Genomic DNA, 19,591 nt, shown 5'->3' with positions numbered 1-19,591 from the left:
CGCCGTTCACCGAACCTTTTATCGCGTCGACTTGCGGACAAGAGCACGATGAATCCTGCGAACCTGGTCAAGAAAGCCCCACCGAACGATCTCGGCGTCTTGCTGCGTCATTGGCGAGACGTACGCGGCATCAGTCAATTGGACCTCTCGTTCAATGCCGGCGTCTCGCAGCGTCATATCAGCTTTATCGAAAGCGGGCGCAGCGTGCCGAGCCGTCAGATGCTGATGGATATCGCGCAGGCACTCGATATCCCGCTGCGCGAACGCAACACGCTGCTGCTGGCCGCGGGCTACGCGCCGATGTATGCCGACGCCGCGTGGAATGCGCAAGAGATGCAAAGTGTCACGAATGCACTAGGACGCATGCTGCGTCAGCATGAGCCGTTTCCGGCGCTCGTGATGGACCGCTACTGGAATGTGCTGATGACCAACGACGCCGCGCCGCGCTTCTTCAATTGCTTCATCGACATGGCGGCGCGCAAGGGGCCGCGCAACATGCTGCATCTGGTGTTCGATCCGGATGGCATGCGCCCGTTCGTGGCCGACTGGCAGACCGTGGCGGACAGTCTTATCCAGCGTGTCTACCGCGAGTCGGTGGGACGCGTAATCGATGACAGAACGCGCGAGTTGCTCGATGCGTTGCGTGCCTACCCGAATGTGCAAACGGGCTTCGAGCCGGGCCATCCGTCGGTTGCGGATGCATCGGCGGCGGCCATGCCGGTGATCCCCATTGGCTTCGTCAGGAACGGCTACGTCATGAAGTATTTTTCGATGGTCGCGAGCGTTGGCACGCCGCAAACGATCGCGGCGCAGGAACTGCGCCTGGAATGCATGTTTCCCGCGGACGACGAAACGGAAGCGCGCCATCTGGAGATGCTCGACGCGGCGCCGCAATCGCACCGCTAGATCAATCGGCGGCTGGCCGCCGCCGCTCCTGAACCACGGCGACGCATTCCAGCGTCGCACGGAAGCATCAGAACTTGTGCCGCACGCCGATGCTGACAATCGCCTGCGACTGTGTCGCCGACGAGTGGCCATTGGCCTTGTCGCTGACCGATGCAGTCGCCGCGACCGGATTGCCGAGCGCATTCAGCGTGCCGCCCGACGCGTGCTGATAGCCGCCCATCAGATACAACGTCGAACGTTTGGACAACGCATACTGCGCGCCGAGTGTCACGTTGTGATATTGCGCGCGTTCATCCACGCCATCCACTTCGCCGCCGCGCGTGTAGCTGTAGCCCGCGAACAGTTGCACGGCCGGACGGATGGTCCATTGTCCGAACACGCCCGCGATGTTGAACGTAGCGTGTCCCTTGAACAGCGAGTCGGCGCCCGAGCGGTATTGCACGTTGCTGTAATTCACGCCGACGATCGCGGGGCCGAATTCGTACGGGCATGTCGCGCCAGCAGCACCCAATTAACGCGGGAAATAGATCGCAACAAACCCAGCATTCTGACTTGTCGCGCCGCTCACCGGAATGCCCTGTTCGACCAGCACGGTCTGCTGTGCGGCGTTGTGGTAAATCTTCAACCGGATGGTCTGTGGATTGGCGGGCTGGCTGCTGTCGAGGTAGCCGGCATCGGACAATAACGAGGCAGCCTGCGCCGCGGTGAAGCTCTGGTTGACTGTCGTGACGGTTGTGGACGGATTGCCGTCGAACACGTTGTCGGAGAAGCTGCCGTCCGCGTTGACCGTCAACGTGGACGACGGCGACGGCGCGCCCTCGGCCTTGGCGCCGCAGTTTTCCCAGCCGTCGAACACGGCGCTGCTCGCGCTGAGCGTCGTCCAGTTCGCGGACGGCGTGGCCGACACAGTCCAGCCATTGTCCAGCAGCGCGGCCACGCTCTTGATATTGACGCCCGCATTGACCCCGGTCACCGTGCCGATGCTGTTCGTGGCCGCCGATACGCATGCCGTGCCGGCGCCCGTCACGTTGGTGGCCAGATGCGTCGACACGAGCGTGTTGTTCCCCGCCGTCAGCAGCGGCGCGGCGACAGGGCTCACGAGCATTGCATTGGCGGTCGTGGTCGCCGCGATGAGCGACAACGAAACCGCCCCGACACTGCCGAGCGTCGTGCTGTTCTGATAGACCGAGGCATTCGAAGACGGAGCGGGCGGTGCGCTGCCGCCGCTGCCACCGCCTCCGCCGCCCCCTCCACATGCGGCAAGCAGCGCGGCGGCGAACGCGGCGGCGGTGCATCCTGCTCTGTGCATCATGTCGTCGCCCCCGGTGCGTTGCGTCTCAAGGTTGCGGCAGCAAAGTCGCGGACACGGCGCTCGCGTTTGCAATGAAGACGTTGGTGGCGTCGTCCTGCAACAGATAGCCCTGGCTGACCAACGCGTTCGCCGCAGCCGCGACCGCGGTCTGATACTTTGACCGGCTGCCGCCATAAAGCGTGGCAAGCGTGGTGCGCGTATCGGTGCCGCCGGCCTGCGCGGCGGCGCTCACCGCGAACGGAATCGCAGCGCCGTTCGAAATGCAGCCGTCGCCGATCGCGTGCCCCGCGCCGCGATAATTCCAACCGGTATAGGTGGCGAGCGGGGCGGCGACGTCGGGCACCAGCACGCCGGACGTTTCGTTGCCGTTGGCATCCACTTTCGGCACGAGAATCGTGTACGCCTGTGCCGTGTTCACCACGGGAACCGCATTGCTATAGTCGGTCACGAACAGCTGGTTGTACTCGCCATTGAAGGTCAATTGCACAGACGTGGGCGTCGCGGCCGCACCGCTTGGCACCATTACGTTGGTGAGCGACGGGAAGCCCAGCGCGGTCTGAGTCGGCGCGACCAGCGTGCCCGCGGCGACCGTCGGATATTGCGAGGCGGGCGGCGGCGTGCCCTTGCCGACCCAGTTGACGAGCGCCGGAATCAGCGCGCGTTCGACCGGCGTTTCTTCGACCGGCGAGCCCGGCAACTGGCATTGGCTGCCCGCGGCCGGAACTGTCATGTTGCCGGTCGTTACGCCATTGCCGCCGCCGTGCTGCGTGCCCGCCACCAGGTAGTAGCGCACGTTCGCCGGCAACTGGATGTCATTGCCGCGTCCGTCGGTCACGACCAGCGACGCCGCGCCGCCCCACCATTCGAACGCGCCGTCGAGCTGCATGATCTTCGGACAGGTGTTGGTGGCCGTGCACTGCTTCAGGATGCCGTCAGTGGCGCCGCTCACGGGGTCGGTCGTCGTCGCGTAAGTGAACGGGAACTGGAAGCCGGGCATGAAGTGATCTTCATGCTGCTTCGACCAGCGGCCGGGTTGCGCGAACGCGGCATTGGTCCACGTGCGGCGAGCGGCCGAGATGATCGGGAACATGCCGTCGAACACGATCTTGCCGTTCTTGTCGGCGTTGAAGCCCTCGTACAGAAAGTCCTTCATGAAGCGGCCCGACTGCGAAATCCCTTCGCCGATCGCGATATCGAAGTTCGTGCTGGTCGAACACGTCGACGCGACGCATCCCGCGTTCTTCAGATCGTTGAGCGGATTGGCGACGCCTTGCGCGTCGGCCGCGTCGTAGCGCAGGAACGACACCAGATCGCGCAAGGCGGCGAAGCCGATGCCGTCGACGGTCGGCGCGGCGGCCTGATAGACGAAGCTGTAAATGGTCCCGGCGTCAGGCGCAACCTGCGTGCCGTTCGGGCCCGGCACGCTCGCGGGCGGCGTAAAGGTGACGGAATAGTTGCCTTCGTAGACATTGTTCGGCGTACTGACGTAGCTCCATGTCGTCACCGGCTGGGAAGGCGCGGTATAGGTTTCGAGGCCGCCCGGAATGCTGCCGTATGCCGTGAGCCACGACTGGCGCGCGGTGAAGGTGACCGAGCTCTTGTCGGACAGATTGGCCGGCGGGTAAGTCAGCGGAATGGTGGTGGGCGGGCCGCCCGCATAGTCCGGGATGAATTCCTCGCGGCTCAAGCCGGTCATCGGCGTGCCGTCCTTGTTGGTCGCCACGGGGAAGCTGGCGCCGAGCAGGCCCGCGCCGGCGGTGCTGCTGTTGCCGGTGACCGGAACGTCGCCTTGCCAGCCGCTCCACAGGATCGTATAGCCGTTACGCAGCAGCGACGGGAAGCTGGACGAGGGCGCCGCGCCGGTATCGAGCGCGCCGCCGCCCACGAACGACGCCGCGCCGATCTTGCTGCCGCGATTCACGACGTCATAGAACAGCACGCGCTTGGCGGCCGCCGCGCTTTGCGGGCGCAGGATCACCACGTCGGTCGTATAGGCGACGTAACCGTCGCTGCCGACCGGCGCGTTCTTGATGTTCACGATGCCCGCATTGAGCGGATTGTTCGGATCGAGTTCGCCGTGCACGACCGCGGTGATCACCTGGTAGGGACCCGCCGCGCCGGCCGGCGTCGCGCCGCCGAACGCCGGTGCGCTCGACAGGATCTGGAAGCTCTGGATAAAGCCAGCGCCCTTCGCCGTGACGGGCGGCGACGACGGCGACACGTTGTCGTGTCCGCATCCACCTAGCAACGCGATTCCGACACCGACTCCCAGCGATACAGCTAGCGACTGCACCTTCATGGTCAGGCCTCCGAACACGGTCAGGGAAAAGTAGTGTGCGTATGGAACGGACGGACCGTCATCGGGCGAAAACCGCCGATATGCCCAAAAGGCCTGTCAATATTTTGTAAGGGTCTATATTTATATTTATAACGTTCGTAGATATTTATAATTCGCCCGACACCGTTCTCAACTATCGTTTACGCGTACAGTGGCAGCATGCTCGTTGTGGTCAACTCGATTCCGTGTGGAGTCCAAACATGACAAACAAGCTCACGCTCGCAGACCGGCTGCGGGAATCCATCGAGGAAGCCATTGCGACCGGCGATCTTCCGCCGGGCGCACGGCTGGATGAGGCGGAATTGATCGCGCGCTTCGAGGTGTCCAGAACGCCCGTGCGGGAAGCGTTGCTGCAACTGGCCGCGGCGGGCATGGTGGAGATGCGGCCGCGGCACGGCGCCGTGGTCGCGAAGATCAGTCTGCACAGACTGATCGAGATGTTCGAGGTGATGGCCGAGCTCGAGGCGATGTGCAGCCGCCTTGCCGCGCGGCGCATGAGCGCGCAGGAGTTGCAGGCGCTGCGCGAGGCGCACGTCGCGTGTCAGAAAGCGCGCGACGGCGGCAGCCCGGACGAGTATTACCACCTGAACGAGCGCTTTCACTGCCTGATCTATCACGGCAGCCACAACGGTTTTCTGCATGACCAGGCGAAGGCGCTCCACAAACTGCTGCGTCCGTACCGGCGTTTGCAGTTGCGCGTCAAAGGGCGTGTCGCCGCCTCGTTCGACGAACATCAGGCGGTCGTGGATGCGCTCGAAGCGGGCGACGGCGAAGCAGCCGCCGCCGCGTTGAGAGGGCACATTCTGGTGCAGGGCGAGCGCTTCGGCGACCTGATTGCCGCGCTCGCGCAAGTCAGCGCGGAATAGCGGCGGGGCGTGGCGGCCTCGGGCACGAAGGCGGGTGTTCTTTTACCTCACAGGTAATCGACGCGCGTCATGCGCGAGGCGACCATGAGTGGCATGCAAGTTTCGATCCGCATCCACTGATTGCCAGGAGCCACGCCATGACCGCCTTCGCGATTGCCCATCTGCACGATGTCGAACCGGGCGACGACATCGTCGAATATCTCGAGTGCATCGACGGCACGCTCGCGCCGTTCGACGGCCATTTCATCGTGCATGGCGCACGCCCGGAAATACTCGAAGGCGAATGGCACGGCGATCTGATCGCGATTGCGTTCCCCGATCTCGCCGCCGCGCGCGCCTGGTACGCATCGGACGCGTATCAGCGCATCCTGCCGTTGCGCACGCGGCATGCGCGCGGGCCGGTGATCCTGATCGACGGCGTGGACGAGCGGCACAAGGCGGCCGACATCCTGAGATGAACGCGGCGGCATCACCGCGTGAACGTCCCGAGTCCTTCCGCGTTGTAGTACTCGAGCGTCACCTGATTGCTCAGGAACGACACTTTGGAAATCGTTCCCGGCGCGGCGTTTTCGTTGACGAGCATGAAGGTGAAGGTATCGCCGTCCCAGTGCGAAAGCGGCAGACGCAAGGGCGTGGCGCCGATGGTCAGGAGCAGGGCGCCGTTCGCTGCCGATATCTGGATCGGCCCGTAATAGTCGTTGTTATAGGTGCCCGTATAGGTGGCGAGTGCCCGCGCGGGTAGCGGTGCTGCGGGCGGCTTCACGCCGACGAGCGAACCGGCCGGTTTGTTGAGGTCCGCAAACGCCTCGCTATAAGCCGCAAACCAGTCACGCTGGATGGAGCCGAACTGCACGATATCGAAGAACTGCGCGGTGAGCGTTTCCGGAACGCCGAGCGGATAGCCGTTGGTGAGCGCAACGATCGCGCAGCCCGTCGAGGGCACCACCACGAAATTGGTCGCGGCACCCGCGCCGAATGCGCCCGAATGACTGTATGACGCGCGCCCCGCCGCGGTGGTGCCGACGTTGAAACCGAAGCCATAGTAGGACGCGTTCTGGCCGTTGCCGGCCGGCTGAATCTGCGATTGCTGGCTGATCGCCGCGTTGAGCGCGGCGGCGTCGACGATGCGCGTGCCGTTGAACACGCCCTGGCCCAGCATCAGCGTCAGCCACTTCGCCATGTCGTTCGCGGAGGAACTCACGCCGCCCGCGGGCGCTTGCGCATCCGGCATCGAGCCCAGGCCGACGACCCATTGGCCGTTGCGCTGCACGTGCCCGGTGGCCCGGTTCGCGCGCGCGATGAAATCAGCGTAGCGCGAACTCGTGCTCGTCATGCCGAGCGGCTGATAGAGCGTGCGATCCGAGAGCGTCGCCCAATCGATTCCGGTGGCGGTGGCCACCGAGATCGCGCCCGCCGTCAGGCCGAAGTTCGTATAGGCGTACGAACGGCGAAACGGCGCCAGCGGCAGATAACGCAGATGTTCGAGGATGGTGGTCTGATCGTAGCCCATGTCTTCCAGCAGATCGCCGGCGTGATCGGGCAAGCCGGAGCGATGCGCGTACATGTCGCCGACCGTGACTTGCGCGCTCACGGTCGGATCCGCCAGCGTGAACCACGGCAGATGCGCGCGCAACGGTGTATCCCAGGACACCGTGCCTATGCCGACCTGATGCGCCACCACCATCGAACCGACCGGCTTCGACAGCGACGCGAGCTGGAACACCGTGTCGGCATCCACGGCGAGGCCCGAGCCGACCAGCCGCGTGCCGAAGCCTTTCGCATAGACCGTTCGCAGATTGCGCACCACGGCGACCGACATGCCGGGCACGCCGGTGCTGGCCATGAGGTTGTTGACGAGCGTGTCCAGTTGCGCGAGGGCGGCGTCGATGTGGGAATCAGGCACGGGGCCGTTTGGATTGGTGTTGCCGCCGCTGCCCGAATTGTTCAATTCGTTGGAACCGCCGCATGCCGTGACGGCCCCGCATAGCGCCGCGCCGAGAAAGCGCCGGCGTCCTTGCACTGAGGTCATGTCGTGTCTCCGGATAACTTCTTCTGGCTTGTTTGAATCCAGGCTCGTACAGCGGCCCTGACCGCTTGACGCGTCGCGTTGTTGCGTTGCGTAGTGTAGGCAGGAAAGAAGCGAATCGAAAGCTGGTTGCGGGAATGGCAGGCATTCTGGCCTGGAGAAGAGCGTTACACTTGCCCATCTTTTTGCGTAGATCCGTTCATCGTGGTGCCGGGTTCGCTGGCGAGTTCTTCGGCTTCACCGTGCATGAAGAAGCAACCATGGAAAACCTTCTCAAGAAGCTCGACCTCACCTCGCTGCGCCTGTTCGTCGCCGTCTGCCAGGAGCGCAACATCGCGCGCGCGGCGGAGCGCGAGTTCATCGCATCGTCCGCCGTCAGCCGGCGCATCGCCGAGATCGAGGCGGCGATCGGCCTGCCCGTGATCCAGCGCCAGTCGCGCGGCATCACCGTGACGCCGGTCGGCGAGACCGTGCTGCGCTACGCGCTGGCGATCATCGGCAATATCGAACAGATGAGCGCGGAGCTGTCGCGCTTCTCGTCGGGCGCGAAAGGGCGCGTGCGGGTGGTGGCGAATCTGTCCTCGATCGTGCAGTTTCTGCCGGAAGACGTGGCCGCGTTCGGCCGCGCGTTCCCGGAAGTGTCGATCGAACTGGAAGAGGAAAACAGCGCCGACGTGCTGCGGATCGTCGGGGAGCACGCGGCGGACTTCGGCATCTGTAATCCGGTGGCCGGCAGCGAGGCGTTCGAACAGGTGCCGTACCGGCAGGATCGTCTCGCGGTGCTGGTGCCGGGCGGCCATCGACTCGCCAGCGCGTTGCGCGTGAGGTTCGACGAACTGCTCGACGACAGCTTCGTCGGCTTGCGCAGCGAGAGCGCGCTGACGCAACTGCTCACGCAACAGGCGGCCGCTGCGGGGCGGCAACTCGACGTGAAGATTCGCGTCAGCAGTCTCGACGCGCTTTGCCGGATGGTGCATGCCGGGCTCGGCATCGCGATCGTGCCCGAGCAGGTCGGGCTGCTCTATGTGAATGCGCTCGACGTGAGCCTCCTGTCCTTGAGCGATGCGTGGGCGGTGCGCCGCCTCATCATGATCTTCAAGACGCGCAGCCAGTTGAGTGCGAGCGCGGCGGCGCTGGTCGGGTTTCTCGGCAAGGGTGTTTGACGCGAGCAACGGCGGGCGGATCGGCAGAGGCATGTCTGCGCCGGCTGCCGGCTGTCATATGCCGGCGGCGACGCGTCAGCGCCCGGACCGCGTCGAGCCCGATCGCGCCGATCATCGCCAAACGAGAGGTCTGCGTTGCCGTACCGGCACTTCGGCATTGCCTGCGCGCGCCGTATAGTGAGCGCAAGGAGAATGCCCATGAGCGACACGATTCGTCTGGACGGCCGCGTGCTGTACCTGTCCCAGGACCCCGCGGTGATCGAGGCGCAGCTCGCCGGCGACAACTTCACGCGCGCCACGGCCGGTCCGTTGCGCGACAACGTCTCCACCGACGAGATCACGCCGGTCACCGTCATGCTCACGTACGACGAACGCCTCGGCCAGTACCCGTATGTCGGCTTCAAAGCCGGCGAGCGCATGCCGATCGGCCGCGATGCGGTGAAGAACGGCGGCTTCCAGGTGACGGTGGCGGGCAAGCGCTACGGTAAGGGTTCATCGCGCGAATCGAGTCCGTTGGCGGAACTCTCGGCCGGTATCCGGCTGATCGTCGCGGAGAGCTTCGAGCGGATCTATCAGCAGAATTGCGACAACATCGGCATTCTCACCACCACTGACTTTTCCGTGCTCGATCGGTTGAGCGCGGGAGAAGCGGTGCCCATCGACGAATTTCTCAAAGGCCGCGACGCGCTCACGCAGCAGATCATCCGCAGCGGCGGCCTGCTCGCATACAGCAAGTTCGCCGACTGGCCCGCGCCGCGCGTGTGCGATAACGCTAACGCGACGCAGGCCGCGGAGCCGAAGACGCTGGTCGAGAAGATCATCGAACGGCATCTGCATCCGGGCAGCGTGGGCGCGCAGCGCGGCGACGGCGTGTTCATCGCCGCGGATTGGCGCTTTAGCCACGATTACTTCACCGGCATGTGCGCGCATCTGATGCATCGCGCGTTCGGCAAGCCTGCGCCGCTGCATGCGCCGGATCACATCATCGCGTTCCAGGATCATCTGGTGCTCGCGTCGCAAAGCATTCCACACGTGCGCGACGGTTTGCTGCCGGGCGTCGCCAATCTGATGGAAGGGCATACGTCGTTCTCGCGCGACTATCCGGTGCGCTCGCACGGCGCGCTCGACAGCCTGCCGGGGTCCGAAGGCATCTGTCACGCGTTGATGGCCGAGCAATACGCGTTGCCGGGACAGGTGGCGTGCGGCACCGATTCGCATACGCCGCATTCGGGCGCGCTCGGCTGCCTCGCATTCGGTGCGGGCGCAACGGAAATCGCCAATAGCTGGGTGACGGGTTATGTGCGCTGCAAGGTGCCGGAGACCTTGCGCATCGAAATCAGCGGTCACTTGCGCGACGGCGTGACGGCGAAAGATGTGGTGTTGCATCTGCTGCAAATGGACGCGATCCGTTCGGGTCAGGCGATCGGCCTCGTGTTCGAATACGGCGGCGCGGCGGTGCGCGCGATGTCGATCGACGAGCGCGCGACCTTGACCAACATGGTCGCGGAACTGGGTGGGTTCACCGGCATCGTCGAGCCGGACGAACGCACGGTCGCATTTCTCAAAGAGCGGCGCGGCGTCGATTTCACGCTTGAAAACTGGATGAAAAGCGACGCGGGCGCTATTTATCGCGACACGATTTGTATCGACGCCAGCGCCATCGAGCCGATGCTCGCGCGTCCCGGCGATCCCGGCAACGGCGTGCCGGCGCCGCAACTGGAGCAGGACGTCGCGATCGATATCGCTTACGGTGGTTCGTGCACCGCGGGCAAGCGTGAAGACTTCGATTTCTATTACGAGGTGCTGCGCTGGGGTGTCGAACAAGGCATTCGTGTGCCCGAGGGCACGCGTCTGTTCCTGCAGTTCGGCACCATGGCCGTGCGCGCGTATTGCGAGGAACAGGGCTATTTGCCGGTCTTCGAACGCGCGGGCGTGACGCTCGTCATGCCGGGCTGCGGGTCGTGCGCGAATTGCGGACCGGGTCAATCGGCCGAGGCGAACGAGGTGACGATCAGTGCGATCAACCGTAATTTCCCGGGTCGTTCGGGGCCGGGCGATGTGTGGCTCGCGAGTCCGTACACGGTGGCGGCGAGCGCGCTGGCTGGAAAAATCACGACCTTCGAACAATTGAAGCGCGCACGCGGCTAGAATGCTGGCCGGACCTTGGGCCCGGCAGATCGTGGTGCGTGTGACGCGCAAAAGTACGAGAGGCCGGCACGAGACCGGCCCGGCGAGGCTTATTCTTTCGCCAGAATCATCGGCAACTATGTTGCATGGGACCGGAGTAAGCGCTAAAGCGCCAACTCTGGTCGACAAAGGAGACAGACAAGATGGCATCCCCAGATCACGCCGGCTCCGTCGCGAAGAAGAACGGCGGCGCGGCGCATTCCGATAGCGCGGCCAGTCGCACCGCTGCGGCCGCGCCGCTCGACGCCGGCAGCATTTCCGCGCGCCTCGACCGGCTGCCCGCCACGCGCTCCGTCTGGAAGCTGGTGGTGCTACTGAGCCTCGGCTTCTTCTTCGAACTCTACGATCTGCTGTACTCCGGCTACGTCGCGCCGGGCCTCGTCAAAAGCGGTCTGCTGACGGCGACCACGCACGGCCTGTTCGGCTCGACCGGCGTCGCGAGTTTTATCGCGGCGCTGTTCAGCGGCCTCTTTATCGGCACGATCGCGTGTGGGTTTCTGGCGGATCGCTTCGGACGCCGCGCCGTGTTCACGTATTCGCTGCTGTGGTACACGGCGGCCAACGTCGTGATGGCGTTTCAGGAGTCGGCCACGGGTCTGAACTTCTGGCGCTTCGTGGCGGGGATCGGCATCGGCGTCGAACTGGTGACGATTGGCACATATATCTCCGAACTGGTGCCCAAGCAGATTCGTGGCCGCGCGTTTGCATGCGAGCAGGCGGTCGGCTTTACCGCGGTGCCCGTGGTGGCGTTTCTGTCGTATCTGCTGGTGCCGCGCACGCTGCTCGGCCTCGACGGTTGGCGCTGGGTCGTGCTGATCGGCGCACATGGTGCGCTCTTCGTATGGTGGATCCGTCGCGCGTTGCCGGAGAGCCCGCGCTGGCTCGCGCAGCAAGGGCGTCTTGCCGAAGCCGATCGCGTGATGACCGAACTCGAAGCGAAAGTGCGCCGCGAGTATGGCCGCGAGTTGCCGCCGCCCGCGCCGCCGGCGCCGGTCGCACCGCGCGGCAGCTTCCGCGATATGTGGGTGCCGCCGTACCGCAGCCGCACGCTGATGATGACGATCTTCAATATCTTCCAGACCGTGGGCTTCTATGGCTTCGCGAACTGGGTGCCCACGCTGCTCATCAAGCAGGGCATTACGATCACCACCAGCCTCATGTATTCGAGCGTGATCGCGCTGGCCGCGCCAATCGGTCCGGTGATCGGGCTTTTTATCGGCGACCGCTTCGAGCGCAAGACGGTGATCGTGGTGATGGCAGGCGTGAATATCGTCTGCGGCCTGTGGTTCAGTCAGGCGGCGGGCGCGGTGTTGCTGGTCAGTCTCGGCGTGTGTCTGACGCTCGCGGGCAACATCATTTCGTATAGCTTCCATGCGTATCAGACTGAGCTTTTTCCGACCAGCATTCGAGCGCGCGCGGTGGGTTTCGTTTACTCGTGGAGCCGGTTTTCCGCGATTTTCACAGCCTTTCTGATTGCAGCGGTGTTGAAGCACTTCGGCACTAGCGGCGTGTTCGTGTTTATCGCCGGGGCGATGCTGATCGTGATGCTGGCGATTGGATTGATGGGACCGCGCACGAAGGGTATTGAACTGGAAAAGATATCTCAATAGCAAGGCAGACGCCTCTCACTGGGCGAGCTGCCATGTACCCGGGTCGATCCTTTATACCGGAAGCCCATCGCACGCCTCTTTCACACAGCTTCATCTAGCAGCGGATAGTCGTTGTAGCCGGTTTCGTCGTCCGTGTAGATGGTTTCCGGATTGACCGCGTTGAGCGGCGCACCGCGTCGAAAGCGCTCCACCAGATCAGGGTTGGCGATGAAAGGACGACCAAACGCTGCCGCGTCCGCGTCGCCGCGTTCGATGGCCCGTTCCGCGCTCTCCCGCGTCAGCCCTTCATTGAGGATGTAGGCCCCTTTGAAGATGCGCCGCACGTCACGGCCGATGCGATCGTCGCCGCGATCCAGCGCCTCGCGCGCGAAAATGAAAGCGATGTTGCGTGCGTTGAGTTGCTCGGCGACATAAGTGAACAGCGCGCGCGGATCCGAGTCGTGCATCGAGTATGAACTCGACATCAGGTTCAGATGCACGCCGATGCGGTCCGCGGGCCAAACCGTGAGCAACGCATCGACTGCCTCCAGCAGGAAGCGCGCACGGTTCTCGATCGAGCCGCCATAACGGTCGGTCCGCAGGTTCGATCCGTCGTGCAGGAACTGATCGAACAGGTAACCATTTGCCGCGTGCAGTTCGACACCATCAAAACCAGCGCGTTGTGCGTTTGCGGCGCCAATCCGGAAATCCTCGACGATACCGGGAATTTCTTCGGTCTCCAGTGCGCGCGGTACGGTGTACGGACGCTGAGGCCGCACGCGGGTGACATGGCCTTCCGGCGCAACGGCGCTGGGGGCGACGGGAAGTTGGCCGTCGTGGTAGAGCGGGTCGGAAACTCGCCCGACGTGCCACAACTGCGAGACGATCAGACCACCCGCATCGTGTACCGCTGACGTCACCTCTTTCCAGCCGGCAATCTGCTTTTCGGACCAGATGCCCGGAGTGTTGGGATAGCCAACGCCCTGAGGCGTGACGGAAGTGGCTTCGGTAATGACGAGTCCTGCGCTCGCACGCAATGCGTAGTGGTGCGCGTGGAGGACACCTGGACTGCGCTCGGCGAACGCGCGCATGCGTGTGAGCGGTGCCATGACAATGCGGTTCGACAACTTCAGCGCGCCAATCTGGATGGGATCGAAGAGTGTGGACATCTGCGGGCTTCTCATTTCGGTGTTGAAAGTAGCAAGAACGGATGCTCCGTTTCCATTGGTTATGGAGCGTCGCAAGCCATACGTTTATCGTTACAGCGCATTCGATGTAACAATAGTTGTTACAACATAAACTATCCAGACCATCAACACAAGTCTCTTCTCGTGACGAGGCGTCGTCGCCGGGACTCGAATGACGGGGGCAGGGTGGTTTCGTCACGCCAATGGGACGATGCGTGTAGCCCGAAATCGTCCGTCTTTTAAGGCGGGGAACGCGCTATGTCGCCGGGATTATCAGACATGGCAGGATTGACTACCCATGCTGTAACGAATATAGTTACAACTAAACCGACTAACAGAGACTTTCCATGAGCGCCAACAGCCGCTTGACCGTGGCGACCCACATCCTGGCGTGGATGGCGCTCGTCGCGCGGCGCAGTTCTGACCCGGTCACATCCGATCGCATCGCTGCGAGCGTCAACACCAATCCGGTGGTGATTCGTCGGACGCTTGGGTTGCTTGCGAAAGGCGGGCTTGTCGAGAGTTATCGCGGTGTCAATGCGGGATGGCGTCTGACGAGGAGTGCGGACGCAATCAGTTTGCTCGACGTCTTTGATGCGCTTGAAGAGGGTGCACGCTTCGCGCTGCACCCTTCGAAACCGAGTCAGGCTTGCCCCGTCGGGCGAGGCATCGGGTCGACGCTGAGCCACGTCTATGATTCGATCGATAATGGCGTTCGAAAGACGCTTGCCGCCACGACGATCGAAGCGGTACTCGCAGATACTCTCGCATCGCAACCATCGAAAAAACGTGGCTGAATCTGGGGGATTATGTGTGTCGGCTTCGACGTTCCATCCGCCAGTCATGCCTTGAGATGTCACTCGATGGCTTGAATGGATGCAACGGCTATTTGCGCGTCCCGCAATCGACCCGCTCGAACGCCTTGCATCCCAGATGCCGACAGTTGCGTTTGCTCGATGTCACGATGGTCAGCGGTACATCCGCTTTGACAGCAAAGCTCACGGCGTTCCCCATTCCCTGCGACCGGCAAAACGCGTCGGCTGCGGACGCACCGCAATTGGCCGCTTCGAAGCGCCGTTCCTTGAAAAGCATCAGCGCAGAGAAGCTCACCGCACACGCCGGCGCCACATACCAGGCTGTGGACGTGGGATCGCCAGTTCACGATGTCGCCGCCGACGGCAAAGCCCTGACGATCGAGCGGCGCTGACGATCGAGCGGCGCTGACGACGAGCGGCGCAATCACACCAATGCTGGCAAACGACGGGCACAGGCCGAGCGCGGCGGTTCCCAGAGCCATCATCCAGCAGGTCCTCGTCATCGCTGCGCGGCGTCTCACGCGGTCCGCGTAAGCGCCGATGATCATCGCGCCGACCGGTCGCATGAAAAAGCGACGCCGAATGTACCGGCGGCCCGTCACAAGCGATGCTGCGACAACGATTTTAGAAGTTCGGGCGGATTGTCCGCGCTGCAGGATGGGCTACCGAGTGCGGCCAGCAATGGACATTCGACACTGCCACGGGAGCTACATGAAAATGTCGAAAATGCGCGCAAACAGTTGAATTCGGGACTACATTTCGACAGAAGCTGCAGAGCGACACTCCCGATATGCGTAAGCTGTTTGCACGAGCTGCCGTCGTTCGACGCTTGCGCGAACACGAGAGCGCCGCCTCTGTCACCCTGCGTATCTCGGCAATTTGTATAAGGAATCGATAGTCCGGCGTGACTGGCAGCCGTCCCGCGGCTCATCTTGAGGATTCGTTGACATGTCGAACGATGCTCCAGACATACTGATCGTCGGCGCCGGCCCGGTCGGTCTATTGCTCGCGACAGAGTTGCGACGCGACGGCGTCGATGTGCGCCTCGTCGACCGTATGCCCGCCCGGATTTTCTATTGCAAGGCGCTCGGAGTTACCCCACGCACCATCGAGATTTTCGAAGACATCGGCATCGCCCGACGCGCGATCGAAGCCGGCGTATGGCTCACCGGCGTTCAAACGTGGCAGGACGGTACGCCTGTCCCCGCACGCAGTATGAGCATTCAGGGGCAAGGCCTGCCGTACGGCTCGCTGTCGCTCGCGCAGTTCGAAACGGAACGCCTGCTCGAGGCCGCACTCGCTGCGCAGGGCGGACGTGTGGAGTATGGCGTCGAGCTGGTCGCTTTCGAAGAGCGCGAGGGTGCGGTCCACGCGCAACTCACCGATTCCAGCGGGCAAACGCACACCCTGCGTTGCCGTTGGCTCGTGGGCTGCGATGGCGCGCACAGCAAGGTTCGCTCGACGCTTGGTCTTGCGTTCGAAGGCGGTCAATACCCGCAAACATTCGCGCTCGCCGATCTCGACGTGGAATGGGACCTGCCCCGGGGACCCATGTATCGGTTCGACTGGAGCGCGGGGAAACGCCCGAAAGCTTCGCTCGCGGCGGTTCCGGTTCGCGGCTCGGAGCAACGCTACCGGCTCTCGATCATCGTGCCTGAAGACAAGGCGGCGCTTGTCGATACTCCGTCGCCCGATTTCGATAAGATGTGCGAGCTGCTCCTGCCGGCGTTACCGGATAACACGCGGCTGTCGTCGATGCGCTGGTCGTCGGTCTACCGGGTCAGCCATCGCATCGTGCCTGCCTATGCCCGGGGCCGCGTGTTCATTGCCGGCGACGCGGCGCATATCCATCCTCCGGTGGGCGGTCAGGGTATGAATACGGGGTTGCAGGATGCACACAATCTGGCGTGGAAGCTATCGCTCGCGGCGAGGGACCTCGCACAGCCTGAATTGCTCGAGAGCTATTCAGAAGAACGGCATCCCGTCGGGGTCGACGTCGTTCGATCGACGAGCGCGGCGCTGAATGCGGTGTTCGCTCGCGAGGCGGCGACACCGGCCATGCGCGAAACCCAGTTGCTCATCACGTATCGAGGCAGTCGCATCGTCGCCGACGAGTGTCCCGAGATGGACGCGACGTTACCCGCGCCCGGCGATCGTGTTCCCGAAGTGGGCGGCTTCCAGCAAAGGTTCGTCGGCCATGCGCAGCGCCTGCATGAATATGTCGGCCGGGGGCGGCATGTCCTGCTCGGCTATATCGATGCACCCGGCGCACAATATGATGCGTTCGTCGAGGGGTGCTCTGCGCTCGATGCCCTGCCTCGTGAGTTGGCGTCTGCGGTGTTGATCGCGGCACCGGGATGTGACGTGCCTGCCAATGAGCAGTTCACGGTGCTCACGGATGCGGCAAATGAATTCACTATCGCGCTTCGTGCCTCAGGCGGCACAGTGTGGGGCGTGCGGCCTGACGCGCATATCGGCTGGCGTAGCTGCGCGTGCTCGAAAGAGACAGTGACAGGATGGTTACGGCGTTCGATGCGGGTCGATTGATTTTTGAGGGGGGCGCGGGTGGAACCAGACGAATGGACGATGGGCCTGCGGGGTTCTCCTTCACCGCAGACCGGCTGAATGGCCGTTATATCTTCGGAACCTGCTCCGCTCTTGCACTCGATGCATATCCAGACTAAGCCATTCGATCGACATGGGGCGGGGCCGTGACTATCCGCAAGCTGAGGATTCGCGCACTTGCGTTCTGCGTAGCGGGCGCGTTATTAGGCAGCGGGGCCGCATGGGCAGACGAAGTCAAGGTGATGATTTCGGGCGGGTTTGCGTCAGCCTATCGCGACCTGGGCCCGCAATTCGAAGAGTCGACCGGCCGTAAGCTAATCACCGTCTGGGGGCCCGCGGTAGGTACGGCCGCGAATGCGATCCCTGTGCGGCTTGCGCGTGGCGAGTGGGCCGACGTGCTGATCGTGGTTGGGTATGCGCTCGACGAACAGATCAATGCCGGCAAGGTCTTGCCGGACAGTAAGGTGGACCTGGCACGCTCGGCAATCGGCATGGTGGTTCGCCAGGGGGCGCCAAAGCCGGATATCAGTTCGGTCGACGCATTACGGCGAGCGCTGCTCGCAGCGAGGTCGATCGTCTATCCGGACAGCCCGAGTGGCGTCTTTGTCGGCAGCGAGCTGTTCTGGCGTCTCGGCATCGCGGGGCGGATGCAGAGCAAGAGCCGCATGATTCCGGCCGGGCAAGTCGCCGATGCAGTCGCGAATGGAGAAGCCGAGCTCGGAATTCAACAGATCGTCGAACTGTTAACGGTGAAGGGGGTGACGGTAGTCGGCAGTTTGCCCGCAGAGGTGCAGTGGTACACGGTGTTCTCCGGGGGCATCGCCACCAGTGCGAAAAATCCAGCCGGCGCAGCGGCGCTGATCCATTTTCTGTCGTCGCCGGACGCGGCATCCGCGATTTCGAGGACAGGGCTCGAACCGCTTTCGGCGACGCCTGCAAATTGAGCGAAACGCGTGTCCTATGCGCTGTTCCATCTGAGTGGCCGGTGAAATCGCTACGCCTCACGTGGCATGGCTCACCCCGCAGACTCTCTCGCGCAGCATTGCGCTGCTGGTCGAGAATTGCCGCAGACTGAAAGAGGGCGAAGCGCTGCTGAATCAGGTGTAGTCGCAGTCGGTGCGGCGTTGATGGACATAGTCCGATTTATGTTAGTAGTAGCACTACGTAAATACCGGGATCGGAGAATGACATCAGATATGCGGTTCTGATGTTTTCACTTCGGCCGGGGCAAGCAAGCAGGATTGCCAGCCGCTTTCAATTGAATGGACGGAGACAGGACAACTATGGAACAGAAAATTCGCGACATGCTCTCTGCGATCGACCAGCAGGACATGGCGGCTTTTGGAACCTTCCTCGCCGACGACGCTCGCTTCGTATTTGGCAACGGCAAAGCGGTTCACGGGCGGGAGCCGATCGTGAGCGTGGTGACGTCAGTGCTTCGGTCGCTGAAGTCGATTGCGCGCACAGCCGACCGTTTCTGGTCGGTTGATGGCGTCGCCAGCTGCGAAGGCCGTGTGCTGTACGTCGATGGCTTGGGTCAGAAGCTCGATGCCGCGCGGCTGTTCACCGTAGTGCAATTACACCCCGATGTGAGACATGGAGGAAGTTATGGACAAAGAACTGGACGGCCGCGCAATTATCGTCACAGGCGCAGGCGGCGGAATCGGCCGGGCGTCGTCGACGTCGACCTCACCGGCGCGTTTCTTTGCATGAAGCACGAGATTGCCGCCATGTTGCAAAGCGGCGGCGCGGGCGTGCGCCCGTTTTCGCCGAGCTTCGCGCAGGCGACCGCTACGTCAAACCTGTTGATCCGAGAGCCCGCCCACTCTGGCGGATGCACGCCCCTGAACACTTAGCAAATGCTCGCGCATGCAGCGGGCCGCTGTCTCTCCATCACGGGCTTTCATCGCATTGACGATTGCCTGATGTTGTTGGGCGAAATACTGCCGGGTCTCCTGGGCCACGGTCTTCTCACGCACGTCCGGTTTCACGCGCATGCCGTTGATGACTTCCATCAGCGCGATGAGTGCGGGATTACGGGTGGCCTGGCCGATCAGCAAATGAAAGCGATGATCCCATTGTTGCCACTCTTCGTCGTTTTTCGCGGCGGCGTTTTTACGTGCGCACTTTTCCAGTTCCAGCAGATCATCCCAACTGGCCTTCGTAGCGGCGAGTTCCGCAAGTGCGGGCTCGAACAGCAGCCGCATTTCGGCGATATCCGCCGGACTGGTCCCCGCGCGCAGTCCACGCAGCGTGGGACCGAACTTCAGCGGCCGCGCGCCCAGATAGGTACCGCGCCCGACACCGCGCCAGACCCGGCCTGACGCCTCCAGCGAAGCCAGCACCGCGCGCAGTTCCCTTCGACTGACGCCAAGGTCTTCGGCCAGCTTTCTTTCCGGCGGCAGCGCGTCGCCGTCCTTGAGTTGATGGCTGGCGATATAGCCGAGTAACCCTTCCAGTGCCGTGTTTTCCATTGTCTTCAGGCGAACCAATGATCATTGGTATCAACGGTAGCAGATTTGGCGCGCCTTGACCCGCAGTTTCCAGAAATTATTTTGACCCGGTTTGTTACAACGAGGTTTCGGGTTAGCATCAGGTAAAACTGATTGGCTTTGGCCGTATCTTCAACGTTTATCT

General features: G+C 63.0%; 16 protein-coding genes and 1 pseudogene. 11 read left to right on the top strand and 6 right to left on the bottom strand.

All coding sequences use genetic code 11. The features are described from left to right. Nucleotides 1–48: 48 nt before the first annotated feature. Nucleotides 49–906, top strand: a complete 858-nt coding sequence (locus B0G74_RS25390; protein ID WP_132377600.1) for a helix-turn-helix transcriptional regulator — start codon at nt 49–51, stop codon at nt 904–906. Between the two features lie 67 nt (nt 907–973). Here B0G74_RS25390 and B0G74_RS25385 read toward each other — a convergent pair. The 3 genes and pseudogenes from B0G74_RS25385 to B0G74_RS25375 form a co-directional block, all read right to left on the bottom strand. Then, nucleotides 974–1,423, bottom strand: a pseudogene (locus B0G74_RS25385) (porin); the annotation flags it as partial. Further along, a complete protein-coding gene (locus B0G74_RS25380; RefSeq protein ID WP_132377599.1) occupies nt 1,418–2,218 on the bottom strand; it encodes a hypothetical protein in 801 nt (266 codons plus the stop codon). The gene B0G74_RS25380 and the pseudogene B0G74_RS25385, both read right to left, overlap by 6 nt. Nucleotides 2,219–2,243: 25 nt before the next feature. After that, complete coding sequence (locus B0G74_RS25375) at nt 2,244–4,517, bottom strand: alpha/beta hydrolase domain-containing protein (protein ID WP_132377598.1); 2,274 nt, start codon at nt 4,515–4,517, stop codon at nt 2,244–2,246. 239 nt (nt 4,518–4,756) lie between these two features. Here B0G74_RS25375 and B0G74_RS25370 point away from each other — a divergent pair, with 239 nt between their 5' ends. Both B0G74_RS25370 and B0G74_RS25365 read left to right on the top strand, forming a co-directional pair. After that, a complete protein-coding gene (locus B0G74_RS25370; protein WP_132377597.1) occupies nt 4,757–5,422 on the top strand; it encodes a GntR family transcriptional regulator in 666 nt (221 codons plus the stop codon). Nucleotides 5,423–5,559: 137 nt separating this feature from the next. Continuing rightward, entirely contained in the window at nt 5,560–5,880 is a 321-nt protein-coding gene (locus B0G74_RS25365) for a DUF1330 domain-containing protein (protein WP_132377596.1), read from the top strand. A gap of 11 nt (nt 5,881–5,891) precedes the next feature. Here B0G74_RS25365 and B0G74_RS25360 read toward each other — a convergent pair whose 3' ends face one another. Then, nucleotides 5,892–7,451: a serine hydrolase gene (locus B0G74_RS25360; RefSeq protein ID WP_132377595.1), complete on the bottom strand. Its 1,560-nt coding sequence runs from the start codon at nt 7,449–7,451 to the stop codon at nt 5,892–5,894. Nucleotides 7,452–7,708: 257 nt separating this feature from the next. Between B0G74_RS25360 and B0G74_RS25355 the strand changes: the two genes are divergently transcribed. The 3 genes from B0G74_RS25355 to B0G74_RS25345 all read left to right on the top strand — a co-directional run bounded on the left by B0G74_RS25355 (nt 7,709) and on the right by B0G74_RS25345 (nt 12,408). Further along, entirely contained in the window at nt 7,709–8,611 is a 903-nt protein-coding gene (locus B0G74_RS25355; protein WP_132377594.1) for a LysR family transcriptional regulator, read from the top strand. A gap of 198 nt (nt 8,612–8,809) precedes the next feature. Further along, nucleotides 8,810–10,759, top strand: a complete 1,950-nt coding sequence (locus B0G74_RS25350) for an aconitase family protein (RefSeq protein WP_132377593.1) — start codon at nt 8,810–8,812, stop codon at nt 10,757–10,759. 182 nt (nt 10,760–10,941) lie between these two features. Further along, nucleotides 10,942–12,408, top strand: coding sequence for an MFS transporter (locus B0G74_RS25345; protein ID WP_132377592.1), 1,467 nt, complete (start codon nt 10,942–10,944; stop codon nt 12,406–12,408). Nucleotides 12,409–12,488: 80 nt separating this feature from the next. Here B0G74_RS25345 and B0G74_RS25340 read toward each other — a convergent pair whose 3' ends face one another. Further along, nucleotides 12,489–13,556: an alkene reductase gene (locus B0G74_RS25340; protein ID WP_132377591.1), complete on the bottom strand. Its 1,068-nt coding sequence runs from the start codon at nt 13,554–13,556 to the stop codon at nt 12,489–12,491. 365 nt (nt 13,557–13,921) lie between these two features. Between B0G74_RS25340 and B0G74_RS25335 the strand changes: the two genes are divergently transcribed. The 5 genes from B0G74_RS25335 to B0G74_RS25310 all read left to right on the top strand — a co-directional run bounded on the left by B0G74_RS25335 (nt 13,922) and on the right by B0G74_RS25310 (nt 18,810). Then, a complete protein-coding gene (locus B0G74_RS25335; protein WP_132377590.1) occupies nt 13,922–14,371 on the top strand; it encodes an Rrf2 family transcriptional regulator in 450 nt (149 codons plus the stop codon). 152 nt (nt 14,372–14,523) lie between these two features. Beyond that, nucleotides 14,524–14,781 (top strand): hypothetical protein, encoded by a 258-nt coding sequence (locus B0G74_RS25330; protein ID WP_132377589.1) that lies wholly within the window; start codon nt 14,524–14,526, stop codon nt 14,779–14,781. Nucleotides 14,782–15,337: 556 nt separating this feature from the next. Beyond that, on the top strand, nt 15,338–16,936 hold the full coding sequence (locus B0G74_RS25320) for an FAD-dependent monooxygenase (RefSeq protein ID WP_132377588.1): 1,599 nt from the start codon (nt 15,338–15,340) through the stop codon (nt 16,934–16,936). 164 nt (nt 16,937–17,100) lie between these two features. After that, a complete protein-coding gene (locus B0G74_RS25315; RefSeq protein WP_132377587.1) occupies nt 17,101–17,898 on the top strand; it encodes a substrate-binding domain-containing protein in 798 nt (265 codons plus the stop codon). A 339-nt stretch (nt 17,899–18,237) separates the two neighbouring features. Further along, complete coding sequence (locus B0G74_RS25310) at nt 18,238–18,810, top strand: nuclear transport factor 2 family protein (RefSeq protein WP_132377586.1); 573 nt, start codon at nt 18,238–18,240, stop codon at nt 18,808–18,810. Here the strand turns inward: B0G74_RS25310 and B0G74_RS25305 are convergent. Continuing rightward, complete coding sequence (locus B0G74_RS25305; RefSeq protein ID WP_132377585.1) at nt 18,751–19,428, bottom strand: FCD domain-containing protein; 678 nt, start codon at nt 19,426–19,428, stop codon at nt 18,751–18,753. The genes B0G74_RS25310 and B0G74_RS25305 overlap by 60 nt on opposite strands. Nucleotides 19,429–19,591 lie beyond the last annotated feature (163 nt).

It is taken from the genome of Paraburkholderia sp. BL9I2N2, from assembly GCF_004339745.1.
In the GTDB taxonomy this organism is placed as follows: Bacteria; Pseudomonadota; Gammaproteobacteria; order Burkholderiales; family Burkholderiaceae; genus Paraburkholderia.
This window is presented reverse-complemented; position numbering and strand designations above follow the sequence as displayed.